The sequence below is a fragment of the Pseudonocardia ammonioxydans genome (genome assembly GCF_900115005.1).
Classification (GTDB): domain Bacteria; phylum Actinomycetota; class Actinomycetes; order Mycobacteriales; family Pseudonocardiaceae; genus Pseudonocardia; species Pseudonocardia ammonioxydans.
In genome coordinates, this window is sequence record NZ_FOUY01000014.1 from 37,606 (window position 1) to 64,285 (window position 26,680).

At 74.0% G+C, this 26,680-nt stretch carries 26 protein-coding genes and 1 pseudogene; 10 read left to right on the forward strand and 17 right to left on the reverse strand.

The genetic code is table 11. The features are described 5' to 3' along the window. Positions 1–57 precede the first annotated feature (57 nt). From BM093_RS15045 to BM093_RS15060, 4 genes and pseudogenes are all read left to right on the forward strand, one after another. Positions 58–261, forward strand: coding sequence for a DUF3073 domain-containing protein (locus BM093_RS15045; protein WP_093343295.1), 204 nt, complete (start codon positions 58–60; stop codon positions 259–261). 212 nt (positions 262–473) lie between these two features. Beyond that, positions 474–1,181 carry an NUDIX hydrolase gene (locus BM093_RS15050; protein WP_177238492.1) on the forward strand — a complete coding sequence of 236 codons (708 nt, stop codon included), beginning with the start codon at positions 474–476 and terminating at the stop codon, positions 1,179–1,181. A gap of 83 nt (positions 1,182–1,264) precedes the next feature. Further along, positions 1,265–1,609 (forward strand): DUF485 domain-containing protein, encoded by a 345-nt coding sequence (locus BM093_RS15055; protein WP_245773533.1) that lies wholly within the window; start codon positions 1,265–1,267, stop codon positions 1,607–1,609. Positions 1,610–1,683: 74 nt separating this feature from the next. Next, positions 1,684–3,255 (forward strand): annotated as a pseudogene (locus BM093_RS15060) (solute symporter family protein); the annotation flags it as partial. 384 nt (positions 3,256–3,639) lie between these two features. On the opposite strand, the gene purM reads toward BM093_RS15060, so the two are convergent. The 6 genes from purM to purS form a co-directional block, all read right to left on the reverse strand. Then, positions 3,640–4,737, reverse strand: coding sequence for a phosphoribosylformylglycinamidine cyclo-ligase (purM, locus tag BM093_RS15065; RefSeq protein ID WP_093343303.1), 1,098 nt, complete (start codon positions 4,735–4,737; stop codon positions 3,640–3,642). 54 nt (positions 4,738–4,791) lie between these two features. Further along, positions 4,792–6,381 carry an amidophosphoribosyltransferase gene (gene purF, locus BM093_RS15070; protein ID WP_093343306.1) on the reverse strand — a complete coding sequence of 530 codons (1,590 nt, stop codon included), beginning with the start codon at positions 6,379–6,381 and terminating at the stop codon, positions 4,792–4,794. Between the two features lie 89 nt (positions 6,382–6,470). Continuing rightward, positions 6,471–6,848 carry a sterol carrier family protein gene (locus BM093_RS15075; RefSeq protein ID WP_093343309.1) on the reverse strand — a complete coding sequence of 126 codons (378 nt, stop codon included), beginning with the start codon at positions 6,846–6,848 and terminating at the stop codon, positions 6,471–6,473. Positions 6,849–6,882: 34 nt separating this feature from the next. Further along, positions 6,883–9,189, reverse strand: coding sequence for a phosphoribosylformylglycinamidine synthase subunit PurL (gene purL, locus BM093_RS15080; protein WP_177238493.1), 2,307 nt, complete (start codon positions 9,187–9,189; stop codon positions 6,883–6,885). 60 nt (positions 9,190–9,249) lie between these two features. Next, positions 9,250–9,933, reverse strand: coding sequence for a phosphoribosylformylglycinamidine synthase subunit PurQ (purQ, locus tag BM093_RS15085; RefSeq protein ID WP_093343312.1), 684 nt, complete (start codon positions 9,931–9,933; stop codon positions 9,250–9,252). Next, positions 9,930–10,163, reverse strand: a complete 234-nt coding sequence (gene purS, locus BM093_RS15090) for a phosphoribosylformylglycinamidine synthase subunit PurS (RefSeq protein WP_029239885.1) — start codon at positions 10,161–10,163, stop codon at positions 9,930–9,932. The genes purQ and purS overlap by 4 nt, the downstream gene beginning before the upstream one ends. Before the next feature lie 59 nt (positions 10,164–10,222). Here purS and BM093_RS15095 point away from each other — a divergent pair, with 59 nt between their 5' ends. Further along, positions 10,223–11,233 carry an NAD-dependent epimerase/dehydratase family protein gene (locus BM093_RS15095; protein WP_093343314.1) on the forward strand — a complete coding sequence of 337 codons (1,011 nt, stop codon included), beginning with the start codon at positions 10,223–10,225 and terminating at the stop codon, positions 11,231–11,233. A 4-nt stretch (positions 11,234–11,237) separates the two neighbouring features. Here BM093_RS15095 and BM093_RS15100 read toward each other — a convergent pair whose 3' ends face one another. Next, complete coding sequence (locus tag BM093_RS15100) at positions 11,238–12,092, reverse strand: alpha/beta fold hydrolase (RefSeq protein ID WP_093343317.1); 855 nt, start codon at positions 12,090–12,092, stop codon at positions 11,238–11,240. A 102-nt stretch (positions 12,093–12,194) separates the two neighbouring features. Between BM093_RS15100 and BM093_RS15105 the strand changes: the two genes are divergently transcribed. Both BM093_RS15105 and BM093_RS15110 read left to right on the forward strand, forming a co-directional pair. Then, complete coding sequence (locus tag BM093_RS15105) at positions 12,195–12,827, forward strand: MBL fold metallo-hydrolase (protein WP_093343320.1); 633 nt, start codon at positions 12,195–12,197, stop codon at positions 12,825–12,827. Next, positions 12,827–13,198, forward strand: a complete 372-nt coding sequence (locus tag BM093_RS15110) for a VOC family protein (RefSeq protein WP_093343322.1) — start codon at positions 12,827–12,829, stop codon at positions 13,196–13,198. The genes BM093_RS15105 and BM093_RS15110 overlap by 1 nt, the downstream gene beginning before the upstream one ends. An 85-nt stretch (positions 13,199–13,283) precedes the next feature. Here the strand turns inward: BM093_RS15110 and BM093_RS15115 are convergent, their stop codons facing one another. The 6 genes from BM093_RS15115 to BM093_RS15140 all read right to left on the reverse strand — a co-directional run bounded on the left by BM093_RS15115 (position 13,284) and on the right by BM093_RS15140 (position 19,595). Further along, entirely contained in the window at positions 13,284–14,057 is a 774-nt protein-coding gene (locus BM093_RS15115; RefSeq protein ID WP_245773534.1) for a DUF2334 domain-containing protein, read from the reverse strand. Positions 14,058–14,141: 84 nt separating this feature from the next. After that, on the reverse strand, positions 14,142–14,855 hold the full coding sequence (locus BM093_RS15120; protein WP_093343325.1) for a GolD/DthD family dehydrogenase: 714 nt from the start codon (positions 14,853–14,855) through the stop codon (positions 14,142–14,144). Next, positions 14,855–15,361: a ribose-5-phosphate isomerase gene (locus tag BM093_RS15125; RefSeq protein ID WP_093343328.1), complete on the reverse strand. Its 507-nt coding sequence runs from the start codon at positions 15,359–15,361 to the stop codon at positions 14,855–14,857. The genes BM093_RS15120 and BM093_RS15125 overlap by 1 nt, the downstream gene beginning before the upstream one ends. Continuing rightward, the gene (locus BM093_RS15130; protein WP_093343331.1) at positions 15,358–17,100 is read right to left on the reverse strand and encodes a dihydroxyacetone kinase family protein; all 1,743 of its coding nucleotides are present in this window, start codon (positions 17,098–17,100) and stop codon (positions 15,358–15,360) included. The genes BM093_RS15125 and BM093_RS15130 overlap by 4 nt, the downstream gene beginning before the upstream one ends. A 72-nt stretch (positions 17,101–17,172) precedes the next feature. Then, positions 17,173–18,486 carry an MFS transporter gene (locus BM093_RS15135; RefSeq protein ID WP_093343334.1) on the reverse strand — a complete coding sequence of 438 codons (1,314 nt, stop codon included), beginning with the start codon at positions 18,484–18,486 and terminating at the stop codon, positions 17,173–17,175. A gap of 11 nt (positions 18,487–18,497) precedes the next feature. Next, positions 18,498–19,595 carry an alcohol dehydrogenase catalytic domain-containing protein gene (locus BM093_RS15140; protein WP_281248709.1) on the reverse strand — a complete coding sequence of 366 codons (1,098 nt, stop codon included), beginning with the start codon at positions 19,593–19,595 and terminating at the stop codon, positions 18,498–18,500. A gap of 154 nt (positions 19,596–19,749) precedes the next feature. Here BM093_RS15140 and BM093_RS15145 point away from each other — a divergent pair, with 154 nt between their 5' ends. After that, the gene (locus BM093_RS15145) at positions 19,750–20,700 is read left to right on the forward strand and encodes a sugar-binding transcriptional regulator (RefSeq protein WP_093343339.1); all 951 of its coding nucleotides are present in this window, start codon (positions 19,750–19,752) and stop codon (positions 20,698–20,700) included. Between the two features lie 15 nt (positions 20,701–20,715). On the opposite strand, the gene BM093_RS35975 is transcribed toward BM093_RS15145, so the two are convergent. Next, on the reverse strand, positions 20,716–21,453 hold the full coding sequence (locus tag BM093_RS35975) for a TetR/AcrR family transcriptional regulator (RefSeq protein ID WP_093343344.1): 738 nt from the start codon (positions 21,451–21,453) through the stop codon (positions 20,716–20,718). A 44-nt stretch (positions 21,454–21,497) separates the two neighbouring features. Between BM093_RS35975 and BM093_RS15155 the strand changes: the two genes are divergently transcribed. Beyond that, entirely contained in the window at positions 21,498–22,406 is a 909-nt protein-coding gene (locus BM093_RS15155) for an SDR family oxidoreductase (protein WP_093343348.1), read from the forward strand. Here the strand turns inward: BM093_RS15155 and BM093_RS15160 are convergent. From BM093_RS15160 to BM093_RS15170, 3 genes are all read right to left on the reverse strand, one after another. Next, positions 22,372–23,229, reverse strand: coding sequence for a phosphoribosylaminoimidazolesuccinocarboxamide synthase (locus tag BM093_RS15160; protein ID WP_093343351.1), 858 nt, complete (start codon positions 23,227–23,229; stop codon positions 22,372–22,374). The genes BM093_RS15155 and BM093_RS15160 overlap by 35 nt on opposite strands. Continuing rightward, complete coding sequence (gene purB / locus BM093_RS15165; RefSeq protein ID WP_093343353.1) at positions 23,226–24,644, reverse strand: adenylosuccinate lyase; 1,419 nt, start codon at positions 24,642–24,644, stop codon at positions 23,226–23,228. Before purB ends, BM093_RS15160 begins: the two co-directional genes overlap by 4 nt. Before the next feature lie 63 nt (positions 24,645–24,707). Continuing rightward, a complete protein-coding gene (locus BM093_RS15170) occupies positions 24,708–25,283 on the reverse strand; it encodes a TetR/AcrR family transcriptional regulator (protein WP_093343356.1) in 576 nt (191 codons plus the stop codon). 183 nt (positions 25,284–25,466) lie between these two features. On the opposite strand from BM093_RS15170, the gene BM093_RS15175 reads away from it, so the two are divergent. Further along, positions 25,467–26,600: a threonine aldolase family protein gene (locus BM093_RS15175; RefSeq protein ID WP_281248710.1), complete on the forward strand. Its 1,134-nt coding sequence runs from the start codon at positions 25,467–25,469 to the stop codon at positions 26,598–26,600. Positions 26,601–26,680 lie beyond the last annotated feature (80 nt).

A 26,680-nucleotide genomic window follows, 5' to 3' on the forward strand; every position in this document is an offset into this window, starting at 1 on the left:
CGCCGGGTCGTGTCAGCTGACCGGGCCGCCCCTTCCCTGTTGTAAGGGGGACCAGCCATGGGGCGCGGACGAGCCAAGGCCAAGCAGACGAAGGTGGCCCGCGAGCTCAAGTACAGCTCCCCTGCTATGGATCTCGACGCGCTGCAGCGTGAGATCGGTAGTGGGACGGCGGTTACTACCGACAACGGCGACGACGAGTACGGCGAGTACGCCGACCTCGCCGCCAGGTACAACGACGAGGACGACGAGCCTCGCCGCTGAACCGCACATCGGCGCCCGGGCGCAGGAGCAGATGCTCCCGCAGCCCGGGCGCCGCCGTGCGTCCGGCACCGGTCGCTCCGCTCGCCGACGCGTCCGGTACGCCGGTCGTACCAGGCGGTTTCGCCCGACCGATCGGATAGGGCAAGATCATGAGCACCGCTCCGGCTGCGGAGCGGAGTCCTGGTCCCCGTCCCGTCCGAGGTGCTCACGACATGCGCGGCAACCTCTTCGCGGTCGCCGTGAACCTCGTCGTGCTCACGGTGCGGTCCGACCGCCTGCACGTGCTGCTCATCGAACGGGGCGAGCCCCCGTTCCTCGGTGAGTGGGCCCTCCCGGGGGGCTTCGTGCGCCCCGACGAGGACCTCGTCCACACCGCCGGGCGACGCCTCGGCGAGGAGACCGGAGCCGACACCGGCCACGCCGTCGTCGGCCACCTGGAGCAGCTCGCGAGCTACGCGGCCCCGGACCGGGACCCACGGGGGCGCGTGCTGTCCGTGGGCTACCTGGCGTTCCTGCCGGACATGCCGGAGCCGACGCCGGGTGGCAGCGCGGTGGCCTCGGCCTGGTGGCCGGTGGACGAGGTGCCGCCACCGGCGTTCGACCACCGCCGGATCCTCGCCGACGGCGTCGAGCGGGCGCGGTCCAAACTGGAGTACACGACGCTGGCGGCGTCGTTCTGCCCCACGCAGTTCACCGTGACCGACCTGCGGCGGGTCTACGAGGCCGTCTGGGACGCCTCGCTGGACCCGCGCAACTTCCAGCGGAAGGTGACCTCGACCGAGGGCTTCCTGGTCCCGACGACCACGCTGGTGACCGGCGGGCGCGGCCGGCCGCCGAGGCTGTTCCGGCGCGGGGACGCCACCGCCCTGCACCCGCCGATGCTGCGGGATTCACATCGGGTGAGCACCCGCACGCCGTGAGTACGGCTTACGCCACTATCGACTGAATTCGATAACCCATCGCCTTGTCACCCGTTGCACATTATGTGACGAAACATCGTGGTGTGCGCCCTGATCACACCCGGACGGGGGAGCGCGCGGCAGGGGACGTGTGGGTCGACGCGGCCGCTACGCCGGACTTCACCCGGCTGCGGAGCAGCCTGCTGCGCTTCGTCGTGCCCGCCACCGTGCTCTTCCTCGCCTGGTTCCTCTGCTACCTGGTGCTCAACGCCTGGTACAAGGACCTCCTCTCGCTGCGCCCCGGCGGGATCCCGCTGGTGCTGCTGCTCGCCGCCGGGCAGTTCGTCTCGACGTTCGCGCTGACCGCCGCCTACAACCGCTACGCCCGGCGCCGGCTGGACCCGCTCGCCGGCCGGGTCCGGGCACGGCTGGAAGGCGCGTCCTCGTGAGCTCGGTCCTCGTGAGCTCGGTCCTCGTGAGCTCGGTCCCCGCCCCACCGCCCGGGCCGGTCACCGGGTCGGCCGTGGGCGACCCCGTGCTGAACGTCGTGGTGTTCGCCGCGTTCCTGCTCGTCGTCCTCGTCGTCGTGCTCCGGGTGGCCCGGTCCGGGGCGACCCGGTCGTCGTACTACGCCGGTGGGCACGGGTTCACCGGGCCGGAGAACGGGCTGGCGCTGTCCGGTGACTTCCTGTCCGCGGCCACGTTCCTGGGCATCGTGGGCGCCGTCGCGGTGTCCGGGCCGGACGGCTTCGGCTACGCGGTCGCCGCGTTCGTCGCGTGGCTGCTGGCCCTGTTCTTCATCGCCGAGCTCATCCGCAACACCGGTCGCTACACCCTCGCCGACGTGCTCACCGTACGGCTGCGCGAACGCCCGGTCCGGGCCGCGGCGGCGACGTCGGCCGTGGTCATCTCGACGCTCTACCTGCTCGCCCAGCTCGCCGGGGCCGGCGGGCTGGTGGCACTGCTGCTGGACGTCACCGACCGGGCCGGGCAGGCCGTCGTGATCGCCGGCGTCGGTGGGCTCATGCTGGTCTACGTGCTGATCGGCGGCATGACCGGCACGACGTGGCTGCAGATCGCGAAGGCGGCCCTGCTGGTCGGCACCGGTGCGGTGATGGCTGCCTACGTGCTCGGCATCACCGGGCTCAGCCTGCCGAAGCTGTTCGAGTCCGCGGCGCTGCGCCACCCCGAGGGCGACGCGGTGCTGCGGCCGGGCCTGCTCTACGGCGGCGGGGCGCTCGCCCAGGCCGACCTGGCGTCGCTGGCGCTCGGCGGGGTGCTCGGCGTGGCCGGCCTGCCGCACATCCTCATGCGCTTCTACACCGTGCCGACGGCACGGCAGGCGCGCTCCTCGGTGACCTGGGCGATCTGGCTGATCGGCGGGTTCTTCCTGCTCACGCTGGTGATCGGGTACGGGGCCGCGGCGATGGTCGGTCCGGAGCGGATCCTCGCCGCGCCCGGCGGGGTCAACTCGGCGGCGCCGCTGCTGGCCCTGGAGATCGGCGGGGAGATCGGGCTCGCCCTGGTCTCGGCGATCGCGTTCGCGACGATCCTCGCCGTCGTCGCCGGCCTGACGATCACCGCGGCCGCTGCGTTCGCCCACGACGTCTACGCCAACCTGATCCGCCGCGGGACCGCCACGGCCGCCGAGGAGATCCGGGTGGCGCGGCGGGCGACACTGGTGATCGGGGTGCTGGGCACCGCGGGCGGGATCCTCGCCAACGGGCAGAACATCGCGTTCCTCGTGTCACTGACGTTCACCGCCGCGGCGTCGGCGAACCTGCCGACGCTGCTCTACTCGCTGTTCTGGCGCGGGTTCACCACGTCCGGCGCGCTGTGGAGCATGTACGGCGGGCTCGCGGTCACCGTCGGGCTGATCGTGGTCTCGCCCGCGGTGTCGGGCACACCGACGTCGATGCTGCCCAAGCTGGACTTCGCCGTGTTCCCGCTGACCAACCCGGGCCTGGTGTCGGTGCCGGCCGGGTTCCTGCTGGGCTTCCTCGGCTCGGTCCTGGGCCGGGAGCGCCCGGACCGCGCGGCCTTCGCGCGGATGTCGGTACGTGCGTTGACCGGTGCCGGCGTGGAGCACCCGGTGCACGGCGACCCGTCGATGCCGCCGCCCGCGGGCCGGCACCGGCAGTCGCCGTTCCCGGTCACCGGGGCGCGGCGGGCAGCGGATCCCGGCGGGCCGGAGCGGCCCGTGATCCGTCCGGCAGCCGGCTCCCCCGCCGACGACTCCCCGACCGGGCGGATCGCCGACGGACCGCTGGTCGGCCCGGGCGCCGCATCGCTCCCGGCCGGCCCGTCACCGCACCGGGTCGCCCCGGGGGCCGGCGGGCGGCGGGGCGGCAGCACCGGCGCGTTCTTCCAGCCGGTCACACCGCCGGGGCACGGGCACCGGCCCGCGGATCACCGCCGGGGAGGCGGGCCGGCCGGGCCACCGCCGTCCTGAGGGCCGGCACTCCCGGAACCGGGGTACTCAGAACCGGGGGTGCTCGCCGCTCAGCTGCACCCGGGCACCGATCTCCCCGGAGTCGGCACCCTCGACCTCGCTCATCCGGCCGACCTCGCCGAGGATCCAGGCCGGGACGTGCCGGGCGGTGAGGACGGCCAGGGCCCGGTCGACGTCCTCGGGGGGCAGCACCGCGACCATCCCGACGCCCATGTTGAACGTCTTCTCCATCTCGGCGCGGTCCACCCGGCCGCGGGACTGGATCAGCTTGAAGATCGGGGCCGGGGTCCACGAACCACGCTCGATCGTCGCCGCGAGCCCCTCGGGCAGCACCCGTTCCACGTTGCGGGCCAGACCGCCGCCGGTGACGTGCGAGAACGTCCGCACCCCGGTCTCCGCGGCGATCGCCAGGCAGTCCTTGGCGTAGATCCGGGTGGGGACGAGCAGCTCCTCGCCCAGCGAGTGGTCGAACTCCTCGAGCTCGCCCTCCAGCGGCAGCCGGGCGATCTCCAGCAGCACGTGCCGGGCCAGCGAGTAGCCGTTGGAGTGCAGGCCCGACGAGCCGAGCGCCACCAGGACGTCGCCCGGCCGGACCCGCTCGGGCCGCAGCATCTTCTCGGCGTCGACGATCCCGACCCCGGTCGCGGACAGGTCGTAACCGGCCTCGTCCATCAGGCCGGGGTGCTCGGCCGTCTCCCCGCCGAGCAGCGCGCAGCCGGCCGCCTCGCACCCCTCGGCGATGCCGCGCACGATCGTGGCGACCTTCTCCGGCACCAGCTTGCCGATGGCGATGTAGTCCTGCAGGAACAGCGGCTCCGCGCCACAGACCACCAGGTCGTCGACCACCATCGCGACGAGGTCCTGGCCGATGGTGTCGTGCTTGTCCATGGCCTGCGCGATCGCGACCTTGGTGCCGACCCCGTCGGTGGACGCGGCCAGCACCGGCTCGGTGTACTTGCCGAACTTCGCGGCGAACAGCCCGGCGAACCCGCCGATCCCGCCCATCACCTCGGGCCGGGTGGCCTTCTCCGCGAACGGGCGGAACTGCTCGACCGCCCGCTCCCCCGCGTCGATGTCCACCCCCGCTGAGGCGTAGCTGGCGGGGCCGGGCTCGGTCGAGGGCATGGGTCGGTTCTCCAGTGCGGTGCGGTGCGGTGTGGTCGGGGGTGGTGCTGCCGGTCAGGGCCTGCTCAGCGCCTCCCCGGCACCGTATCCGACGGCCAGCGGGCCGGGATCGCCTGATGCGGATCCGGATGCCTGCGGCTCGGGGACGTCCTCCAGCAGGTTCTTACCGAGCTGCGCCTCCTCCGGCAGCGGGATCGGGTAGTCCCCGTCGAAGCAGGCGCAGCACAGCCGCGAGCGCGGCTGCTCGGAGGCGGCCACCATCTGGTCGACCGACACGTAGCCGAGCGAGTCCGAGCCGATCGAGCGGCGGACGCCCTCGGTGTCGGCGCCGTTGGCGATCAGCTCGGCCCGGCTGGCGAAGTCGATGCCGTAGAAGCAGGGCCAGCGCACCGGCGGGCTCGCGATCCGCACGTGCACCTCGAGCGCACCGGCCTCGCGCAGCATCCGGACCAGGGCACGCTGGGTGTTGCCGCGCACGATCGAGTCGTCGACCACGACCAGCCGCTTGCCGCGGATGACGTTGCGCAGCGGGTTCAGCTTGAGCCGGATGCCGAGCTGGCGGATCGTCTGGCTGGGCTGGATGAACGTCCGGCCGACGTAGGCGTTCTTCACCAGGCCCTGGCCGTAGGGGAGCCCGGAGCCCTGGGCGTAGCCGATCGCAGCCGGTGTGCCCGACTCCGGGACCGGGATGACCAGGTCCGCGTCGACCGGGTGCTCCTCCGCGAGCCGGCGGCCGATCTCGACGCGGGTGTCGTAGACCGAGCGGCCGGAGATGTGGGTGTCCGGGCGGGCCAGGTAGACGTACTCGAACACGCAGCCCTTGGGCTCGGGCACGGCGAAACGCCGGCTGCGGATGCCGTCGGCATCGATCGCGATGAGCTCACCGGGCTCGACCTCGCGGACGAACGAGGCACCGACGATGTCCAGCGCCGCCGTCTCCGAGGCGACCACCCAGCCGCGCTCCAGCCGGCCCAGCACCAGCGGCCGGACGCCCTGCGGGTCCCGCGCGGCGTAGAGCGTCGACTCGTCGGCGAAGGTCAGCGAGAACGCGCCGCGCAGCCGCGGGAGCAGCCGCATCGCGGACTCGTAGACACCGAGGTCGTCGGCACCGGCCGCGAGCAGCTCGGTGACCAGGTCGGAGTCCGTGGTCGCGCGCAGCCCGGAACGCCTGCGGCCCTCCAGCCGTCCGACGTCGTCGCGCAGCTCCGCGGTGTTGACCAGGTTGCCGTTGTGGCCGAGTGCGATCCCCGAGCCGGCCGCGGTCGTGCGGAACGTGGGCTGGGCGTTCTCCCAGGTGGTCGCGCCGGTCGTCGAGTAGCGGCAGTGCCCGACGGCGAGATGGCCCTGCAGCGACGACAGCGTCTGCTCGTCGAAGACCTGGCTGACCAGGCCGAGATCCTTGAACACGACCGTGCGCCGGCCGTCGGACACGGCGATCCCGGCCGCCTCCTGACCACGGTGCTGCAGCGCGTAGAGGCCGTAGTACGTCATCTTCGAGACGTCCTCACCCGGTGCCCAGACGCCGAAGACCCCGCACTCCTCGCGGGGGCCGGACTCGAGTTCGGGTTCGGGTTCGGGTTCGGATACGGCTGCGGCCGGGGTGGTGGGGGCAGGGCTGACGTGCTCGTTCCGGACGGAACTCAACGCGGCGCTCCTCGACAGGCGGCGTACCGGACCAGGCGCCGATCCTACGCCCGCAACCCCGCGTCCACCCGCCCGCGGGAGGGAGGTCACTACGTGGCTCGTGAGTGGTTTTCGCGGTCAGGACCGCGAAAACCACTCACGGGCAGCAGCGCTGCGACCTCGCCGGCCCGCGATCCGGACGCGCGCACCGCGCCGGAGGCGACGGCGTCGGCCCAGGTGAGCCGGCCGAGGGCGAGGGCGATCCAGGTCCGCGGGTCGGTCTCGACGACGTTCGGCGGATTGCCGCGGGTGTGCCGCGGGCCCTCGATGCACTGCACCGCGCCGAACGGGGGGACCCGGACCTCGACGCTGCGTCCGGGCGCGCGCCGGGCGAGCTCCGCCAGCGCGGCCTTGACCGCCGCCTTGCGGACGCCCCGCTCCGGTTCCGGGCCCCCGGCGATCCAGTCCTCCAGGACGTCCCCGCTCATCGAGCGGCCGCCCGCGCGGACCCCGGGCCGGGCCTCACACCGAGACCGGGCCGAAGCGTGCCGGGAGCGTCCCCTCCCAGGCGGTGCGCAGCTCGTCCAGGGCCAGCTCGCCCACGCCGTCGCCGAGGTGCAGCACCGCGCCGCCGGTCTCCCCGATCCGCGCGGCAGGCACCCCGGCCTCGCCCGCACGGGCGAGGAACGCGTCGGCGTCCCCGGCCGCGACGGTGACCAGCACCCGGCCCGCGGACTCCGCGAACAGGGCGGTGAACGCGTCGTCGTGCACGCCGGACAGCTCGATCCGGGCGCCGTGGCCCGCGGCCAGGGCGGACTCGACCAGGCCCTGGGCCAGGCCGCCGTCGGAGAGGTCGTGGCTGCCGGTGAGCGTGCGGTCGGCGCCCGCCGCGGCCAGCAGCCCGGCCAGCCGGCGCTCGTGCTCCAGGTCGACCGCCGGCGGGCGCCCGCCGAGGTGGGCGTGCACCTCGTGCGCCCACTCGGAGCCGCCGAACTCGGCCGCGGTCGTGCCGAGCAGGATCACGGCGTCGCCGTCGGCGCCGGCGAACCCGGACGGGACCGCGGTCGTCACGTCGTCGATCACGCCGAGCACACCGACGACCGGGGTCGGCAGGATCGCGGTCGTGCCGGTCTGGTTGTAGAAGCTGACGTTGCCGCCGGTGACCGGGGTGCCGAGCACCGCGCAGCCGTCGGCGAGACCGCGCACCGCCTCCTGGAACTGCCACATCACGTGCGGGTCCTCCGGCGAGCCGAAGTTCAGGCAGTCGGTGACGGCCAGCGGCACCGCCCCGGAGGTGGCGACGTTGCGGTAGGCCTCGGCCAGCGCGAGCTGCGCGCCGGTGTAGGGGTCGAGCGCGACGAAGCGGGCGTTGCAGTCGGTCGCCACGGCGATCCCGCGGTCGGTCTCCTCGTCGACCCGGACCACGCCGGCGTCGGCCCCGTGCGCGGCGACGGTGTTGCCGCGCACGTAGCGGTCGTACTGGGAGGTGACCCACGAGCGGGACGCCAGGTTCGGCGCCGCGGCCATCCGCAGGACCTCGGTGCGCAGCTCGGACGGGGTCTCCGGGCGGGGCAGCCGCTCGGGGCCGTCGGCGGTCAGCGCGTCCTGCCGGACATCGTCGCGGGCCACCGGGCGCTGGTAGACGGGGCCCTCGTGGGCGACGGTGCGCGGCGGCACGTCCACGACGGTCTCGCCACCGGAGGTGATCACCAGGCGCTCGCCCTCGGTGACCTCACCGATGACGCTGGCCAGCACGTCCCACTTGCGGCAGACCTCGAGGAACGCCTCCACGTCCTCGGGCTTCACGACCGCGCACATCCGCTCCTGCGACTCCGAGGAGAGGATCTCGGCGGCGGTCATCCCGGTGGCGCGCAGCGGGACCTGGTCGAGGTCGACCTGCATGCCGCCGTCGCCGGCGCTGGCCAGCTCGCTGGTCGCGCAGGACAGCCCGGCGCCCCCGAGGTCCTGGATGCCGACGACCAGCCCGGCCGCGAACAGCTCCAGGCAGCACTCGATGAGCACCTTCTCGGTGAACGGGTCGCCGACCTGCACGCTGGGCAGCTTCTTGCGGCCGCTGCCGCCAGCTGCCTCGTCGAAGGTCTCCGAGGCGAGCACGGAGACCCCGCCGATGCCGTCGAGCCCGGTCGTCGCACCGAACAGGATGATCTTGTTGCCGGTGCCGGAGGCGAACGCCAGGTGCAGGTCCTCGCTCTTCAGCGCCCCCACGCACAGGGCGTTGACCAGCGGGTTTCCCGCGTAGGAGGGGTCGAAGACGACCTCACCGGCCACGTTCGGCAGGCCGAGGCAGTTGCCGTAGCCGCCGACGCCGGCCACGACGCCCGGCAGTACCCGGGCGGTGTCGTCGGCGTCGGCCGGGCCGAAGCGCAGCGGGTCGCCGACCGCGATCGGGCGCGCGCCCATCGCCATGATGTCGCGGACGATGCCGCCGACACCGGTCGCGGCGCCCTGGTAGGGCTCCACGTAGGACGGGTGGTTGTGCGACTCGACCTTGAACGTCACCGCCCACCCGTCGCCGATGGACACCACGCCGGCGTTCTCGCCGATGCCGGCGAGCATCGCCTGCTTCATCTCGTCGGTGGTGGTCTCGCCGAAGTAGCGCAGATGCACCTTCGACGACTTGTACGAGCAGTGCTCGCTCCACATCACCGAGTACATGGCCAGTTCGGCGTCGGTGGGCCTGCGGCCGAGGATGTCCCGGATGCGGGCGTACTCGTCGTCCTTGAGGCCCAGCTCCCGGTAGGGCTGCGGCTCGTCCGGCGTCGTCTCGGCGTGGGAGACGGAGTCGACGGTCACCTGGGGCTGCGTCACGGCGCCAGGGTAGACGGCCCGCTGCGGGGACCGACGGCCCCCGAGACCCGACTCACCACCTCAGGCGGCGACCTGCGCCGCCAGTGAGGTGAACAGCCCCAGACCGTCGGAGGACGGGCCGGTGAGCCCGCTCGTCGCGTGCTCCGGGTGCGGCATCAGGCCGACGACGTTGCCGGCGGCGTTGGTGATCCCGGCGATGTCGCGCGAGGAACCGTTGGGGGCGCCGTCGCGGTAGCGGAACACCACCCGGCCCTCGCCCTCCAGCTCGTCGAGGGTCGCGGCGTCGGCGACGTAGCGGCCCTCCTGCGACTTCAGCGGGACCAGCAGCTCGTCGCCCGCGGTGTAGTCGCGCGTCCACGCGGTCCGGGCGTTCTCGACGCCCAGCACCACGTCCCGGCACAGGAAGTGCATCCCCGCGTTCGCGATGAGCGCCCCCGGCAGCAGGTGCGCCTCGCAGAGGATCTGGAAGCCGTTGCAGATGCCGAGCACCGGCAGTCCGCGCCCGGCGCCGTCGACGACCTCGCGCATGATCGGGGCCAGCGACGCGATGGCGCCGGCCCGCAGGTAGTCGCCGTAGGAGAACCCGCCCGGGACGACGACGGCGTCCACCCCGCGCAGGTCGTGGTCGCCGTGCCAGAGCGGCACGGCCTCGGCGCCGGCGCGGCGGACCGCGCGTGCGGCGTCGACGTCGTCGAGGGTGCCGGGGAAGGTGATCACACCGACCCTGGGGGCGGCACTGCTCACAGCCGGGTCACCGTCCAGTCCTCGATCACCGGGTTCGCCAGCAGCGAACCGGCGAGCCGGTGCAGGGTCTCGTCGTCGATCGCGTCGTCGACCTCGAGCTCGAAATGCTTGCCCTGCCGCACACCGCTCACCCCGGACACCCCGATCCGACCGAGCGCCCGGGTCACGGCCTGACCCTGGACATCGAGGATCTCGGGCTTGGGCATCACGTCCACCACCACTCTGGCCACGCCGCTCAGGGTACGGCGCGGGGGGTGACAGCTCGACGTGCCGGGCCTCACCATCGGGTATGCGCATCCTGGTCCTGGGCGGGACGGTGTTCCTCTCGCGAGCCGTCGCCGAGGTGGCGCTGGCCGCGGGCCACGCGGTGACCTGTGTGTCCCGCGGGATCTCCGGCGACCCGCCGCGCGGCGCCGCGGCGGTGAAGGCGGACCGGTCCGAGCCGGGCTCGCTCGCGGCGGCACTGGGCGGGGAGGCCTTCGACGCCGTCGTCGACGTCGCGACGATGTCGGCGCCGTGGGTGCGCGAGGCCCTCGACGTGCTGGCCGACCGGGCGGGGCACTGGACGTTCGTGTCGTCGCTCAACGCCTACGCCGACCTGGCGCGGCGCGGCGGCACCGTCGGGCAGGCCACGCTGCCCCCGCTGCACGGGACCCCGGACGCGTCGGTGCACCTCACCGATCCCGAGGTCTACGGCGCCGCCAAGGTCGGCAGCGAGGACGCGGTGCGCGACCGGGCCGGCGAGCGGGCGCTGATCGTGCGGGGCGGGCTGATCTGCGGCCACGGTGACGTGCTGGACCGCTTCGGGTACTGGGCGAACCGGTTCTCCCGCGGCGGGCAGGCCGTGGTGCCCGACGCCCCCGGGCACCCGATGCAGCTCGTCGACGTCCGCGACCTCGCGGCGTGGATCGTGCGGTGCGCCGAGGCCGGCACCATCGGGACCTACGACGGCACCGGCCCGCGCTCGACCCTGGCCCGGGTGCTGGAGGAGGTCGTCGAGGCCGTCGGCGCGCCGGACCTCGACCTCGTCCGGGTGCCCGCCGAGACCCTGGTGTCCGAGGACGTCGGCATCTGGGCGGGCCCGCGGTCGCTGCCGCTGTGGCTGCCGCCGACGCACTGGGGCCTGGCCGACCGCGACGTCCGCGACACCCTCGACGCCGGGCTCACCGTCCGACCGGTCGCCGAGACCGCGCGGGCGGCGCTGGCGTGGGAGCGGTCGCTCGGGCTGGACCGGGACCGCCGGGCCGGTCTCACCTCCGCCGAGGAGCGGGCCGTGCTGCGGGCGCACACCACCGGCTGAGCGGCTACCCGAGCACCTCCCGCAGCCGCGCGGCGAACTCGGCGGGCCGGCCCGGGTGGCCGAACTCGTCGCCCGCGAAACCGCCGTGGTGGCTCGGGAAGACCACGGCCTCCTGCCCCAGCCGGGCGGCGAGGGCCCGCGTGGTCCGTGCGGTGACCGTGTCGCCGGTCTCCTCCCCGACCGCGAGGACCACCCGGGTCGGCGCGGCGGCGAGCGCCGCGGCGTCCGGGACGACGCCGAACACGGCCGCGGACCGGTCGGAGAGCAGCGGGTCGTCGCGGGAACCGTCGTCCTCCGCGGGCAGACCGAACTGCGCCGGGTCCGGCGGTGCCGCCGCGAGGTACTCCTCGGTGTACGGACCGTTCCAGGAGGTGAACCCGATGAACGCGGCCATCCCGGCGCCCCACCCCTTCGTCTCGTAGGCCTCGCGAACGCCCTGCCAGGCGCGGTGCGCGGCCTCGGCGTCGGGGAGCTCACCGATCAGCGGCGGCTCGTGCGCGACCAGCACCCGGACGTCGCCGGGACGGGTCTCCACCAGCGTCAGCGCCGTCACCGCTCCCCCGCTGCTGGCGAACACGTCCACCGGGCCCCCGAGCTCGCCGATGAGCGCGTGCAGGTCCGCGGCCTGCACGCGCGGATCGTGGTCGGTGCGGCCGTCGCGCCGGGCGCTGCGTCCGAGCCCGCGCGGGTCGTAGCCGACGACGCGACGGTCGGGCAGGTGGGCGGCGAGGGTGCGGAAGCCGGTGGCGTCCATCGGCTGGCCGACCGCGAGCAGCGGCCGCTGCCCCGGCGCGGGGTCGGGTCCGTGCAGGTCGTAGGTGAGGTCGGCGTCGTCGAGCCGGAGGGTGCGCGTGTCCATGTCCGGTGGACCGCACGGCCGGGCGATTCTCATCGCCGCGGTGACGGACTCGCGGGGTCACCCACCCGGACGACACCACCGGAGAACGGGGATGCTGGACCCATGCACCTGACGCACTACGGTCACGCCTGCGTCCTGGTCGACACCGGAGCCGCCCGGTTGCTGTTCGACCCCGGCGCGTTCTCCTCCGGCTTCGAGTCCCTCGACGGGCTCGACGCAGTCCTGATCACCCATCAGCACTTCGACCACGTCGACGCGGACAAGCTGCGCACGCTGCTCCGCGCCAACCCGGACGCCGCCCTGGTCACCGACGGCCAGACCGCCGAGCAGCTCGACGGGATCGACACCCGCACCGTGGCGCCGGGCGACCGGCTGGCACTGGGCGGCGCCGAGATCGCCGTCGTCGGCTCCGGGGAGCATGCGCAGATCCACGCGGACATCCCGCTGGTCGCCAACAACGGCTACCTCGTCGACGGCACGCTGCTGCACCCCGGCGACGCCTACGTCCCGCCCGGTCTCGACGAGCTCGCGACGCTGCTGCTCCCGACCGGGGCACCGTGGCTGAAGGTCTCCGAGGCCGTCGACTACCTGCGGGCGGTGGCGCCGCGCCGGGTCGTCCCGATCCACGAGCAGACCCTTGCCGACCCGGCGATGCACTACCGGTTCTTCGACAACCTCCGCCCGGCGGGCACCGAGCTGCTCGTCCCCGACCGCGAGAGCCCGGTCGGCGTCTGATGGCGATGACCTGGGAGCAGGTCGTGGTCGACGCCCGCGACCCGGTACGGCTGGGCCGCTGGTGGGCCGAGGCGATGGACTGGGTCGTCGTGAACGCCTCCCCGCAGGAGTTCGAGATCCAGCCGTCCGAGGGCGTCACCCCCGGCATGCTCTTCCTGTCGGTGCCGGAGGGGAAGCGGACGAAGAACCGGTTGCACATCGACCTGCGCCCGGACGGCGTGCGCGACTCGGAGGTCGCGCGGCTGCTCATGCTGGGTGCGACCCGGGTGGACGTCGGTCAGGACGCCGACGAGCCGTGGACCGTGCTCGCCGACCCCGAGGGCAACGAGTTCTGCGTGCTGGGCGAGCGCCGGCCGCACCCGCACCCGTAGTCCGGCCGAGCGGCTCCGGTTGTCCACAGGACGCACACACTGTGGACAACCGGGCCCTTCGCCGGTTGGTCTGCAACGGCCCCGCTCAGGCGGCGGGCGCCGCGGCCCGGAACAGGCCACGGTGCACCGCGGGCACCGCACCGGCGGTCCGGGCGGCGTCGACCGCGGCGAGCACGGCGGCGCTGCGGTGCGGCCTGCGCAGGTCCTTCGCCCGCACCGCCAGGCGCACGGTCCCGCCCCGCTGGGCGGTGCGGACGACCTGCTGCACCAGCGCCCGGCCACGGCGGCGGTCCCCGGCCGTGCGGTCACCGAGCCACGGCTCGGAGCTGCGGAAGGTCAGCACCTTGGCGCGCAGCGCCGGGCCACCCGGCGGACGCAGGGCGGTCTCGTCGGCGCAGAGGGCGAAGCCGTGCTCGGCCAGGGCCTCGAGGGTGCCACCCGACGCGGTCCAGCCGGGCGGGGCGAACCCGTCGGTGGACAGCCCGGTGGCGGTGAGGATGCGGCGGGCGCCGGTCAGGCGCAGGCCCGCCTCGTGCCGGGGCAGCGCACCGAACTCGGTGCGCCGGCCGAGCCGCGGGACGGTGCCGTACTGCCAGGCGCCGACCGGGTCGGCGGTGTGGTCGTAGCCGTGCAGCAGCAGGTCGTCACCGGCACGGACCCGGCCGGCGATCCAGCGGACCAGCGCGTCACCGCGCTGCAGTGCCCGCGCCGCGCCCGACCCGTCCGGGCCCTTGGGCTGCACGAGGTGGGTCAGCGGCACGCCGCGGCGGTCCAGCTCGGCGGCGAACGCGGCGGCGCGGGCCCGGTCGGCGTCGTCGCCGTCGGTCAGGCCGGACAGCGACACCAGCAGCGTGCTCATGGCTCCATTGAGCCGGACCGAGGTGAACCCCGTGCCACGGCGGGGCGACGAGCACCTGCCGGTTCGCCACCCCGCCGGGGGCGCTCAGCGCGCGGTGAACCCGCCGTCGACCTTCAGCTCGGCGCCGTTGACCATCGCGGCCTCGCCGGAGGCCAGGTACACCACGGCCGCGGCGATCTCCGACGGCTCGGCGAACCGGCGGGCCGGGATCTCCGCCCGGTGCGCCTCACCGGCGGGGTTGTCCCAGGCCCGCCGGCCCAGCTCGGTCAGGACGACCGTCGGGGACACGGCGTTGACCGTCACCCCGTGCGGCCCCCACTCGACGGCGAGGGTGCGGGTGAGGCCGTTGATCCCGGCCTTCGACGCGCAGTACGCCGCGTGCTTCTCCAGGCCGCTGCTCGCCGCCTGCGAGGCCAGGTTCACGATCCGCCCGTGGCCCTGCTCGACCATCACCCGGCCGGCCGCGCGGGCCATCAGCCAGGACCCGGTGAGGTTGACGTCGAGGGTCCGGCGCCAGTCCTCGATCCCCAGCTCCAGGGCCGGGGCGAGCAGCGCGATCCCGGCCGAGTTGACCAGGACGTCGAGCCGGCCGTGCCGGTCGACGACCTCGCGCACGCAGGCCTCGGCGGCGTCCGGGTCGGCGACGTCGACCCGGTGCGCCGAGGCGGTCCCGGTGACCTCGGCCAGGTCGGCGCCCGCGACCCGGGCACCCTGCGCGGCCAGCGCGGACGCGACCTCGGCCCCGATCCCGGAGGCCGCGCCGGTGACGAGCGCGACCCGGTCGGTCAGGTCGAACATCAGCAGTCCGTCCCGACCTTCTGCGCCTCGGCGAGCGGCTCGCCGTCGCGGCGGTCGTAGTCGTCGAGCGCGGCGACCTTGGCCGCCGAGGCGCTGTTCGGGTCGAACCGGTGGTCCAGCCAGTCCGACGCCAGCTTGCGCGCCAGCTCGATCCCGACGACCCGCTGTCCGAAGCAGAGCACCTGCGCGTCGTTCGACTTGATCGCGCGCTCCACCGAGAACGGGTCGTGCGCGGTGACCGCCCGGATGCCCGGCACCTTGTTCGCCGAGATCGCGACCCCGAGACCGGTGCCGCAGACCAGCAGCGCCCGGTCGGCCTCGCCGTCGGCGACCTTGCGGGCCGCGGCGACGCCGATGTGCGGGTAGGTGGTGTGCCCGTCCGGCCCGACGCCGACGTCGATCACCTCGGTGACCCGGTCGTCGGCCTGCAGGTCGGCCTTGAGCTTCTCCTTGTAGTCGAAGCCGGCGTCGTCGGCGCCGACCACGATGCGCAGCGTGTCGTTCACGCGTCCTCCTCCACTCCTGAACCGACGGCCTTCAGCACGGAACCGACGGCGGTGACCACCAGTCCCATCGAGATCGCCCCCGCGTCGGGGGTCCCCACGCTCTTCTCCGCCAGCGGCCGGGCCCGCCCGACCTTCGGCCGCAGTTCGGCGGTCTGCTGTGCCCGCTCCGTCGCGACCTGCGCGGCGGCGGACCATGCCGGGGCGAGCTCCTCGCCGCCGGCCACCCGGCGCTCCAGCTCGTCGACGAACGGCAGCAGGCTGTCCAGCAGGGTCTTGTCGCCCGGCCGGGCCCCGCCCAGCTGCTGGATCGTCGAGGCGAACTCGCGCACCCCGGCGGCGACCTCCGACGCCGGGTAGGCCTCGGCGGTGTCGCCGAGCCGGCGCCCGAGCGCCTCCAGCGCGGCGCCCCACAGCACCCCGGACGTGCCGCCGGCCCGCTCGGCCCACGCCTGCCCGGCCTGCTGGAGCAGCCAGCCGCCACCCGGGTCGGCGTCCGCCCCGACCGCGGCGACCCGGGCGGTGGCCGCGGTGATGCCCTTGAGCATCCCGCGGCCGTGGTCGCCGTCCCCGGCGACGGCGTCGATCCGGCCGAGCTCGTGCTCGTGCTCGCGGATCGTCGCCTCGATCGCCGCGAGGGCGGAGCGGACGGTCCCGGCCAACCGGCGTCCGGCCTCCCCGGCCTCGGGCGCCGTGACGACGGCCTGTGCCTCGGCGAGCTCGTCGGCGGTCGGCGCGCGCAGCGCGGCCAGCGGGGCGCCCGCCTTGCGGTAGGCCGGGGTGTAGGCGTCGGCCCGCCACAGCGGGTGGAGCTCGTCGTTGAGCCACATCAGGGTCAGCGAGCAGCCGCCCATGTCGAGGCTGGTGACGAGCTCACCGACCTCCGGGTCGACGATCTCCAGACCGGCCTCGCGCAGCCGCTTCGCGACGTGACCCCAGAGCAGGAACAGCTCCTCGTACTTGGTCGTGCCGAGTCCGTTGAGGATCGTGCCGACCCTGCTACCGGCACCGGCCGGTGCGTTCTTGAGCACCTCGTCGACCAGCAGCTCCGCGAGCTCGCGGGCCGGGAGCATCGGCACGTCGCGGATGCCGGGCTCGCCGTGGATGCCCAGGCCGAGGCCGAGATGCCCCTCGGGCACCGAGAACAGCGGCTCGCCCTCGCCGGGCATCGTGCAGCCGGAGAACGCGACGCCGAGGGTGCGGGTGGCGGCGTTCGCCGCCCGCCCGATCCGCTCGACGTCGTCGATGCCGAGGCCCTGGGCCGCCGCGGCCCCCATCGCCTTGAACACGGTGAAGTCGCCGGCGATGCCGCGCCGCTGGTCCTCGTCGTCGGCGGAGGCGACGTCGTCGGTGACGACGACGATCCGGGCGTCGATGCCCTCGGCCCGCAGCCGCTCGGCCGCGATCCCGAAGTTGATGTTGTCGCCGGCGTAGTTGCCGAAGCTGAAGATCACGCCGCGGCCCTGGTCCGCGGCCTTGCCGACCGAGTACGCCTGGGCCGCCGACGGCGAGGTGAAGATGTTGCCGACCACCGCGCCGGTGGCCAGGCCGGGCCCGACCGTGCCGCAGAACGCCGGGTAGTGCCCGGACCCGCCGCCGATCACCACGGCGACCTGCGGCTGCCCGCCGCGGTGGGACACCACCCCGCCGTGCACCCCTCGGACACGGTCGGCGTAGAGGTCGAGGAAGCCGGCGAGCTGGTCGTCGGCGAACTCGGCCGGGTCGTCGAAGATCCTGGTCATGTCCCCTCCTCGGGACGGGTCCGGGCGGGCCGGGTCGCGGCCGTCCGGGCCGTGTTGCTGGGTGGGCTCCGGCTAGTGGGCTGCCTCGGTCTCGCGGAGCTCCTCGGCGTCCTGCGGGACGTCGAGGAACGAGACCATCACGAAGGCGGCGGCGTAGAGGACCACGAAGGCCCACACCACACCGACGTTGCCGGTGCCGATCGCGAGCATCAGGGCGACCACACCGGAGCCCAGGAAGGCGGCACCACCGGCGGCGGTGGTGTACATGGCCATCGCGGCTCCCTTGTGGTCGGGTGCCAGCGCGGGCATGATCGCGCCCATCGGGACGAACCCGGCGAGCAGGCAGCCGAACACGCAGCCCGCGGCGACCGAGACCCAGAAGCCCCAGGTGGAGCCGGCCGGCACGGCGTGCGGCACGTACCACCACAGCAGCAGGCCGATCGCGGAGCCGAAGACCCCGAACCACTGCACCGTGCGGCGCCAGCCCCACTTGTCACCGATCCAGCCGAACAGCGCGTTGACCCCGATGTTGGTCGCGTAGACGAACACGGTCATGGTCAGCCAGCGGCTCTGTCCCCAGCCGAGGTCGACGGCGATCACCGTCGGCAGGATGATGAACATGCCGTACTGCGGAGCGGTGTTGATCAGCCGGACCAGGAAGCCCATCAGGATCTTCGGGTTCTTCGCGGTCAGCCGCAGGCCCGCGGTGATCACCTGGGCGCTCGACTCGCCGGCCGGGGCCAGCCGCCGGTCCCCGTGCTCCTCCTTCACCCCGAACCGGGCGATCAGGTAGCCGAGCACGACCAGCGCCGTGGAACCGATCATCGCGGCGGTCTCACCGCCGGTGGACCCGCCGAAGGCCGGGATCATGCCGAGCGCGAACAGCGAGCCCAGCGTGGGCAGGCCGCCGGTGAACATGACGTAGAACCAGCCGACCGCGACGCCGTTGCGCTCGTACGGGATCACCACGTTGATCCACACCAGGAACGCGAACGCGAACAGCGGGTAGCCGAAGCCGCGCAGGAAATAGGTGAGCGCGACCAGCGGCATGCTGCCCAGCTGCAGGCTCAGCAGGAACAGCACCTCGAAGACGACCCACACGACCAGGCCGAGGGTCATCACCCGGCGCGGGCCCCACAGGTCGGCGAGCGCACCGGAGAGGTAACTGGCGATCAGCACGGACAGGCTGTAGGCCGTGATGATCGTGGCGACGGTGGCCTCGGGCGAGCCGAGGACCGTCTCGATGTGCGGCGAGATGAAGTTCGACTCGGTCCCGTTGCCGGTCATGAAGACCAGCACGCCGAGGAAACCCCAGCGCAGCGAGTGCGGGATGCCGATGCGGTCCAGGAAGGTCTCCTGGGACGGGTTGATGGCAGCGCTGCTCATCGGTGTTCCCCTCAGGCGTTCGGGAGGATGGAGACCTTCACCGACGCACCCGAGGTGTCGCCGACCAGGTCGAGGGCCTTCTGGAACTCCGCGAGGGGCACCTGGTGGGTGCAGATGTCGGCGACGGGGAGCTTGCCGTCCTCCAGCATCTTGATCGCGGCCGGCCAGCAGTGCGGGCCGAGGTGGGCGCCGCGGACGTCGAGCTCCTTGTCGTCGGAGATGATCGACCAGTCGACGGTCACGTCCGAGCCGAACACCGAGTACTCGACGAAGGTGCCGAGCTTGCGCAGCAGGTTCAGGCCCTGCGCGACGGCCGGGACGGCACCCGAGCCCTCGAGGTAGACGTCGGCGCCGTAGCCCTCGGTCAGCTCGCGGACCTTCGCGACGGCGTCCTCCGTGCCGATGTTGATCGTCAGGTCGGCACCGGTGCGGCGGCCCAGCTCGAGCTTGTCGTCGTCGAGGTCCAACGCGATCAGCAGGCGCGGGTTCTTGGCGCGGGCACCGGCGATCAGGCCCAGGCCGATCGGGCCGCAGCCCGCCACGACGACGACGTCGTCGAAGGAGATGGTGGCGCGCTCGACGGCGTGCAGCGCGCAGGACAGCGGCTCGGCGAACGCGGCGTGGGCGGGCTCGAGGTCCTTCGAGACCTTGTGCACGCGGGCCCGGGTCGGGACGGCCATGTACTGGGCCATCGCGCCGTTGAAGTTGCGGAAGCCGAACATGTCGTGCGGGCCGCACATCCAGTACTGCCCGCGCAGGCAGTAGCGGCACTGTTCGCACGGGACGATCTGCTCGCAGGCGACCCGGTCACCGATCTCGACGCCGTGCAGGGCCAGGCCCTCCGCGTCACCGTCGACGATCCGGCCGACGAACTCGTGGCCGGGGGTCACGCCGGTCTGCGCCCAGGCCGGGCGGTTCTCGTCGCCCCAGAACTTGGCGGCGCCGTGGTAGCACTTCAGGTCGCTGGCGCACACGCCCACGGCCTCGACCTGCATCAGCAGCTCGCCGGCACCCGGCTTCGGGACGTCCACCTCCTCCAGCCGGTAGTCCTCCGGACCGTGCACGACCACGGCCTGCATCCGGGCGGGAATCTCTGCGGCGACTGCCACGGCGTACCTCCGTTGGTGCCATGCGAACAACTGCATGAGCGAATGTTCTGAGCATGCGTTCCCTCGTGAACATTTGTCAACACATCGGTTCCATCGTGAACAAAAGTGCAGTACGCTGCTCTGCGAGGATCCTCCGGACGGAAGGAGGCCGGCGATGGCGCCGCGCGAGTTCACCCGCCGCGACCTGGCCCTGATGCACCGGGCCGCTCGGCTGTACTACCTGGACGAGCTCAACCAGGCCGGCATCGCGGAGCGGCTGGCGGTGTCCCGGCCGACCGTGTCCCGGCTGCTCGCCGAGGCGCGGCGGATCGGGATCGTGCGGATCACCGTGCACGACCCGGACACGCTGGGGACCGGCGGTGACGAGGCGGAACGGCTCGCCGAGCTGCTGGGGATCGAGAAGGTGTGGCTGGCCCCGTTCGCCGCCACCGATCTCGGCCCCTCGCTCGCCGAGCCGGTCGGCGAGGCGTTGCGCGAGGCCGGGCTCGAGGCCGGCGACGTGCTGCTGGTGTCGTCCGGCCGCACGGTGTGGGAGCTGAGCCACGAGGCGCTCCCCGCGGTGCCCGGCCTGGAGATCGTCCCGACCGTCGGCGGGGTGTCCGAGCCGGAGGCCTGGCACCAGACGAACGAGATCACCCGGGCGGTCGCCGAGCGGATGCAGGGCCGACCGCACTTCCTGTTCACCCAGGCGATGCCGTCGCCTGCGATGCGCCACACCCTGGCCGAGGACCCCGAGTTCCAGCGGGTCACCGGGTTCTGGAACCGGGCGGACGCGGCGCTGGTCGGCGTCGGCGCCCCGCCCGCCGGCCGTGACTCGATCTCCACCTCGGTCCCGCTGGACGACGAGGGCCTGCGCGCCGGGGCCGGGGACGTCTGCCTGAACTTCTACCGCGCGGACGGCGACCCGATCGACTTCCCGGGCAGCGAACGGATGGTGCGGATCGCCCCCGGGCAGCTCCACAAGGTGCCGCGCACGATCGCCGTCGCCGTGGGGCCGGAGAAGGTGCCGAGCATCGTCGGCGCGGCCCGGGCCGGCATGTTCAACCGGCTGGTCACCGACGCCCCCACCGCGCAGGCGCTGCTGGTATCACTCGACGGCGCCTGACCGGGAGCGGCACCGTCAGGCTGCGGGCTCCGGCTCCCGGAAGCCCGCCCCCGCGCGTGCCAGTGCCGTTCGCATGGCCCGTTCCGTCCCGGCAGGCCCACCACCGCGGGCCGCACTGTCGCAGGCTGCACCGCCGCTGGCCGCACCGCCGCGGGCTGCACCGCCGCTGGCCGCACCACCGCTGGCCGCACCGCCGCGGGCTGCACTGTCGCGGGCTGCACTGTCGCGGGCTGCACTGCCGCGGACGGTGGCGACCGCGGCCGCCCCGACCGCGCCGAGTGCCGCGCCGAGGTGCGCGGCGCACCGCTCCGGGTCGGCGCCCGGGAACCGCTGACACACCGCGACGAGCAGGTCGTCGTGCACCGCGCCGAGCCGGACGGCGAGCGAGGCGGGCGGCCCGGCCGCGACCAGCTCCACCCGCAACCCCGCGAGCCGGTCGGCACCGGTCGTCGTGAAGGCGTCGATCATCGCGCCGACCCCGGCCTGCACGGCCTCCCACGGTCCGTCGGCGGCGCGCGCCCGGGCGACACCGGTGGCGGCGAACTCCTCCACGTGGTGGAACAGGACCTCCTCCTTGGACGCGAAGTGCAGGAAGAACGTCCGCGGGGCCACACCCGCCGCGGCGGCGATCGCGGTGACCGAGGTCCGGGCCGGACCGTCGGCCAGGTACAGCTCGGTCGCAGCGGCCACGATCGCGTCCCGGGTCGCGCGCTTCTTCCGCTCCCGCAGCCCGGTATCGACTTTCTCCTGCACTACTGCATTAATGCATTAATGCATCGAGAGTTCAAGGGGGCGACATGGCCGAGCACACCGACCGCGTCTACGTGCTGACCGGGGCGGACAGCGGCATCGGGGCGCGGACGGCGGAGCTGCTCCGCGACCGCGGGGCGCGGGTGATCACCTGCGGGATCTCCGGCCGGAGCGATGTCCGTGCCGACATCGCCGAACCGGCCGGGCGTGCGGCGTTGCGGGCCGCGGTGCACGAGCGGGCGCCGGCGGGGATCGACGGCCTCGCGCTGGTCGCCGGGATCGGTGCGCCGTCCCCCGCCACGGTGCGGGTCAACTACTTCGGCACGCTCGCCGTCCTGGAGGGCCTGCGCGAGCTCCTGCTGCGCTCCTCCGCACCGCGCGCGGTCGCCGTCTCCTCCGCGTCGGCGCTCTCCCACGGGGACTCCGCGCTCGTCCGCGCCTGTCTGCGCGGCGACGAGCAGCGGGCGATCGCCCGGGCGGCCCGGCTCGCCCGGTGGGGCCGCGGGGGCACGGTCTACCGCTCGACGAAGATCGCGCTGAACCGGTGGGTCCGGCGGCACGCCTCCGGCCCGTCGTGGGCCGGGAGCGGCGTCCCGCTCAACGTGGTCGCGCCGGGCGTGGTCGACACGGCCTCGGCCCGCGCGTCGATCCTCGGGGATCCGGTGCGGACCGCGGTCGTCGCCGAGGCGCTCCCGCAGCCACTCGGGTTCCCGGGGCCGGTCGAGGCCGTCGCCGAGGCGATCGCCTGGACCCTCAACCCGGCGAACGCGTTCACGGTGGGGCAGATCGTCCACGTCGACGGGGGCGCCGACGCGGCGCTGCGCGGGGACGGCCCCTACCGCGACGGTGTCCGGTACGGCCCGGCCGCGCTGGTCCGGATGGCCCGCGCCGCCGTCGCCGCCCGGACCGGACGGGCCACGGTCACACCGACGGCGACACCCACGGCGTCCCGGTGATCCGCTCGTACACCTCGGTGTAGCGGTCCCGCACGGCGGTGACCACCTCGTCCGGGACCTCCGGCCCCGGCGCGGTGCGGTCCCAGTCCAGCGACGAGGACCAGTCGCGCACGTACTGCTTGTCGAAGGAGTACTGCACCCGGCCCGGCTCGTAGGAGTCGGCGGGCCAGAACCGCGACGAGTCGGGGGTGAGCACCTCGTCGCCCAGGACGATCTCGCCGTCGGTGTCCCGGCCGAACTCCAGCTTGGTGTCGGCCACCAGGATCCCGCCGTGTGCGGCGGACTCGGCGCCGCGGCGGTAGACCTCCAGGGTCAGGTCCCGCAGCCGGGTCGCGGTGTCCGCGCCGAGCAGGGCCACGACCTCGTCGAAGGTCATGAACTCGTCGTGCTCGCCGACCGGCGCCTTGGTGGTCGGGGTGAAGATCGGCTCGGGCAGCTTCGACCCCTCGACCAGGCCGTCCGGGAGCGTCACCCCGGAGACCGCCCCGGTGCGCTGATACTCCTTCAGGCCCAGGCCGGTCAGGTAGCCGCGGGCGATGCACTCCACGGGCAGCATCTCCAGCGGCCGGCAGCGGACCGCGCGCCCGGCGAACTCCTCCGGGATGTCGTGCGTGCCGAGCACGTGGTTTCCCACCAGGTCCGCGGTCCGCTCGAACCAGTACAGCGAGAGCGCCGTGAGGATCGCGCCCTTGTCCGGGACCGGTGTGGGGAGCACGACGTCGTAGATCGAGAGCCGGTCCGAGGCGACGAGCAGCAGCTCGGCCGGGTCCACCGACTCGTCGAGGTAGAGCTCGCGGACCTTGCCGGAGTGGACGAGCCTCACAGGATCCCTCCGGGGGTGTAGGCGGCGGCCTCGGGGTGCTTGGCGGTGATCCCGGCGATCTGCTCGTTCACGGCCGCGACCTGGGCCGATGCCGCCCCGGTGAACCGGAGCGGGTCGTCGAGCAGTCCGTCCAGCGTCCCGGCGGGCAGGCCGAGCCGCTCGTCGCCGGCGAGGCGCGCCAGCAGGTCGTTGTCGGTCTGGCCCTGCTCGCGCATCGCCAGCGCGACGGCGACCGCGTGCTCCTTGATGACCTCGTGCGCGGTCTCCCGGCCCACCCCGGCGCGGACGGCGGCCATCAGCACCGCGGTCGTCGCCAGGAACGGCAGGTAGCGGTCGAGCTCGCGGGCGATCACCGCGGGGTAGGCACCGAACTCGTCGAGCACGGTCAGCGCGGTCTCGTACAGCCCGTCGAGGGCGAAGAAGGCGTCCGGCAGGGCGACCCGGCGCACCACCGAGCAGGACACGTCGCCCTCGTTCCACTGCGCCCCGGCGAGGTCCGCGGTCATCACCGACAGCCCCCGCAGGATCACCATCAGACCGTTGATGCGTTCCGCGGAACGCGCGTTCATCTTGTGCGGCATCGCGCTGGAGCCGACCTGGCCGGGGGCGAAGCCCTCGGTGGCGAGCTCGGCACCGGCCATCAGCCGGATCGTGGTCGCCAGCGACGAGGGCGCCGCGGCCAGCTGCACGAGCGCGCTGACGACGTCGTGATCCAGCGAACGGGGGTAGACCTGGCCGACGCTGGTGAACCCGGTGGCGAACCCGAGGTGTGCGGCGACCCGCTCCTCCAGCGCGTCGAGCTTCGCCTCGTCGCCGTCGAGCAGGTCGAGCATGTCCTGCGAGGTGCCCATCGGGCCCTTGATCCCCCGCAGCGGGTAGCGGGCGCGCAGGTCCTCCAGCCGGGCGTGCGCGACGAGCAGCTCGTCGGCAGCGGTGGCGAAGCGCTTGCCCAGCGTGGTGGTCTGCGCGGCGACGTTGTGGCTGCGCCCGGCCATCACCAGCTCGGCGTACTCGCCGGCGCGGCGGCCGAGCCGGGCGAGCAGCGCGACGGTGCGGTCGGCGACCAGTTCGAGCGAGAGCCGGATCTGCAGCTGCTCGACGTTCTCGGTGAGGTCCCGGCTGGTCATCCCCTTGTGCACGTGCTCGTGGCCGGCGAGGGCGTTGAACTCCTCGATGCGGGCCTTCACGTCGTGCCGGGTGACCCGCTCGCGCTCGGCGATCGAGGCCAGGTCCACCTGCTCGACGACGGCCTCGTAGTCGGCGACCACCTGCTCCGGCACGTCGATACCGAGGTCGCGCTGGGCCCGCAGCACCGCGATCCACAGCCGGCGCTCCAGCTGGATCTTGTACTCCGGGGACCAGAGGCGGACCAGCTCGGGGCTCGCGTAGCGGCCGGCGAGAACGTTGGGGATCACGTGGCGCGATGGTAATCGCCGGTGGGGCCCGACCGGCGGGTGGGAGCGCCGATCCGTGCAGCGTCACACCGCCGCGACGGCCTCCCGCAGCGCCGCCCGGGCGATCCCGCGCGGGTCCGGCTCGGCCTCGATCAGAGCGGTGAGCACGACGCCGTCGACCAGCGCGGTCACCCGCCGCACCTCCCCCGGCGCGGGCCGCCGCCCCGTGACCCGGGTGAGCGCCTCGTCGAGCAGGGCGTCGAACTCGACCCGCTGATCGCGCAACAGCCCGGCCAGGAACGGGCGCCGGCCCGAGCCGATCAGCCGCTCGAACCGCCGCAGCACCGCGTCGAGCCCCTCGGCCCGGGAACGCGGCCCGAGCAGCAGGTCGAGGACGATCTCGTGCGGGTCGTCCCGGACGTCGAGGCAGGCCCGGGCGTCGGCGAGCTCCTCGCGGGCCAGCCTGTCCAGCCCGGCACCGACGAGCTCGTCCAGCGACGAGAAGTAGTACGTGGTCGCGGCCAGCGGCACCCCGGCCCGCTCGGCGACCGCCCGGTGCCGGATCGCCTCGAAGCCCCCTTCGGCAAGGAGCTCGGCGGCGGCCGCGACGAGCAGCGCCCGTCGCCGCTCGCCCTTCTCGGTCTGCTTCGGGGCGGCCATGGGCTCATCCTGCCCGCGGTGGGCGCGTCGTCCGAGCGAGTTGACCGACACACCCGGCGCGACGTGCGGGTCAGGCCCGTCCCGTGACCCTTTCGTGACCCACCCGTGTCGGTCGGGCCGCCGATGGACGACACTGAGGGTGTGCGTCCGTCACCTCGCAGCCGCCGAGCGCCCCGCAACCCGCTGCGTGCCGCCGTCCCCGACGACGAGCCGATCGATCTCCGCTCGGACACCGTCACGGCCCCGTCGGCGGCGATGCGCAAGGCGATGGCCGACGCCGAGGTGGCCGACGACGTCCTCGACCGCGACCCGACCATGCGCGAGCTGGAGGAGCGCGTCGCCGGCCTGCTCGGCGCGGCCGACGCGCTGTGGACCCCGACCGGGTCGATGGCGAACCTCATCGCGCTGATGAGCCGGCTCGGGCGCGGGGAGTCGTTCCTCGCACCGCAGGGCGCGCACGTCCTCGACTTCGAGCTGGGCACGGCGGCCTGGCTGGCCGGTGGGATGCCGCGGCCGCTGCCGCACGACGGCGGGCCCGGCAAGGTCACGCCGCACGCGGTCCGGCGGGCGGCCGGGCTGGACCCGGACCAGGGTTACGGCTCCTACACGGCGCTGCACTGCGCGCTGCTGTGCCTGGAGAACACCCACAACGCCGCGGGCGGGACGGTCACCGCCCCCGAGGAGCACGCGGCCGTCGCCGCGGCGGCCCGCGCCGCCCGGCTCGCGGTGCACCTCGACGGCGCCCGGCTCTGGAACGCCGCCGTCGCCCTCGGGGTGCCGCCGGGGGCGTTGACGGTCGGCGCGGACACCGTGTCGGTCTGCCTGAGCAAGGGTCTCGGCGCACCGGTCGGCTCGGTCGTCGCCGGGTCGTCGGAGTTCGTGGAGCACGCCCGGCGGCTGCGCAAGATGCTCGGTGGCGGTGTCCGGCAGGGCGGGATCATGGCCGCGGCCGGCCTGGTCGCGCTCGAGAACACCGAGCGGCTCGCCGAGGACCACGCGCTCGCCACCCGGCTCGCCGCCGGGCTGCGCGAGCGGGGCTGGCGGGTCCGGGAGCCGCAGACCAACATCGTGCTGGTCGACGTGGCGGACCTGCGTGGCACGATCGCCGCGTTCGGTGAGGCCGGGGTGATGGCCGGCGCGATCGGCGGCAAGCTGCGCCTGATGACCCACCGCGACGTCACCGAGAAGCATCTGACGGCGGCGCTGGACCGGATCGGCGAGGTGGGCCCGGCCAGCACCGGATCACCCGGCGGGCCGCCCGCCCAGTTCTCCCGGCCGGACGAGCCCGAACGGCCCGCGCGCACCGCCCTCGGCTGACCCCGTGAGTGGTTATCGCGGCTCGGACCGCGACAACCACTCACGGGCGGCGGAGCCGCGTATCACAGTGTCGCGCCGGG

What these genes read in the sequence shown, in the direction of transcription:
- BM093_RS15045 (WP_093343295.1), top strand. Translation starts at nt 58, where the DNA reads ATGGGGCGCGGACGAGCCAAGGCCAAGCAGACGAAGGTGGCCCGCGAG.
- BM093_RS15050 (WP_177238492.1), top strand. Translation starts at nt 474, where the DNA reads ATGCGCGGCAACCTCTTCGCGGTCGCCGTGAACCTCGTCGTGCTCACG.
- purM (WP_093343303.1), bottom strand. Translation starts at nt 4,737, where the DNA reads ATGCCCTCGACCGAGCCCGGCCCCGCCAGCTACGCCTCAGCGGGGGTG.
- BM093_RS15075 (WP_093343309.1), bottom strand. Translation starts at nt 6,848, where the DNA reads ATGAGCGGGGACGTCCTGGAGGACTGGATCGCCGGGGGCCCGGAACCG.
- BM093_RS15095 (WP_093343314.1), top strand. Translation starts at nt 10,223, where the DNA reads ATGCGCATCCTGGTCCTGGGCGGGACGGTGTTCCTCTCGCGAGCCGTC.
- BM093_RS15100 (WP_093343317.1), bottom strand. Translation starts at nt 12,092, where the DNA reads ATGGACACGCGCACCCTCCGGCTCGACGACGCCGACCTCACCTACGAC.
- BM093_RS15105 (WP_093343320.1), top strand. Translation starts at nt 12,195, where the DNA reads ATGCACCTGACGCACTACGGTCACGCCTGCGTCCTGGTCGACACCGGA.
- BM093_RS15110 (WP_093343322.1), top strand. Translation starts at nt 12,827, where the DNA reads ATGGCGATGACCTGGGAGCAGGTCGTGGTCGACGCCCGCGACCCGGTA.
- BM093_RS15115 (WP_245773534.1), bottom strand. Translation starts at nt 14,057, where the DNA reads ATGAGCACGCTGCTGGTGTCGCTGTCCGGCCTGACCGACGGCGACGAC.
- BM093_RS15120 (WP_093343325.1), bottom strand. Translation starts at nt 14,855, where the DNA reads ATGTTCGACCTGACCGACCGGGTCGCGCTCGTCACCGGCGCGGCCTCC.
- BM093_RS15130 (WP_093343331.1), bottom strand. Translation starts at nt 17,100, where the DNA reads ATGACCAGGATCTTCGACGACCCGGCCGAGTTCGCCGACGACCAGCTC.
- BM093_RS15135 (WP_093343334.1), bottom strand. Translation starts at nt 18,486, where the DNA reads ATGAGCAGCGCTGCCATCAACCCGTCCCAGGAGACCTTCCTGGACCGC.
- BM093_RS15145 (WP_093343339.1), top strand. Translation starts at nt 19,750, where the DNA reads ATGGCGCCGCGCGAGTTCACCCGCCGCGACCTGGCCCTGATGCACCGG.
- BM093_RS15155 (WP_093343348.1), top strand. Translation starts at nt 21,498, where the DNA reads ATGGCCGAGCACACCGACCGCGTCTACGTGCTGACCGGGGCGGACAGC.
- BM093_RS15170 (WP_093343356.1), bottom strand. Translation starts at nt 25,283, where the DNA reads ATGGCCGCCCCGAAGCAGACCGAGAAGGGCGAGCGGCGACGGGCGCTG.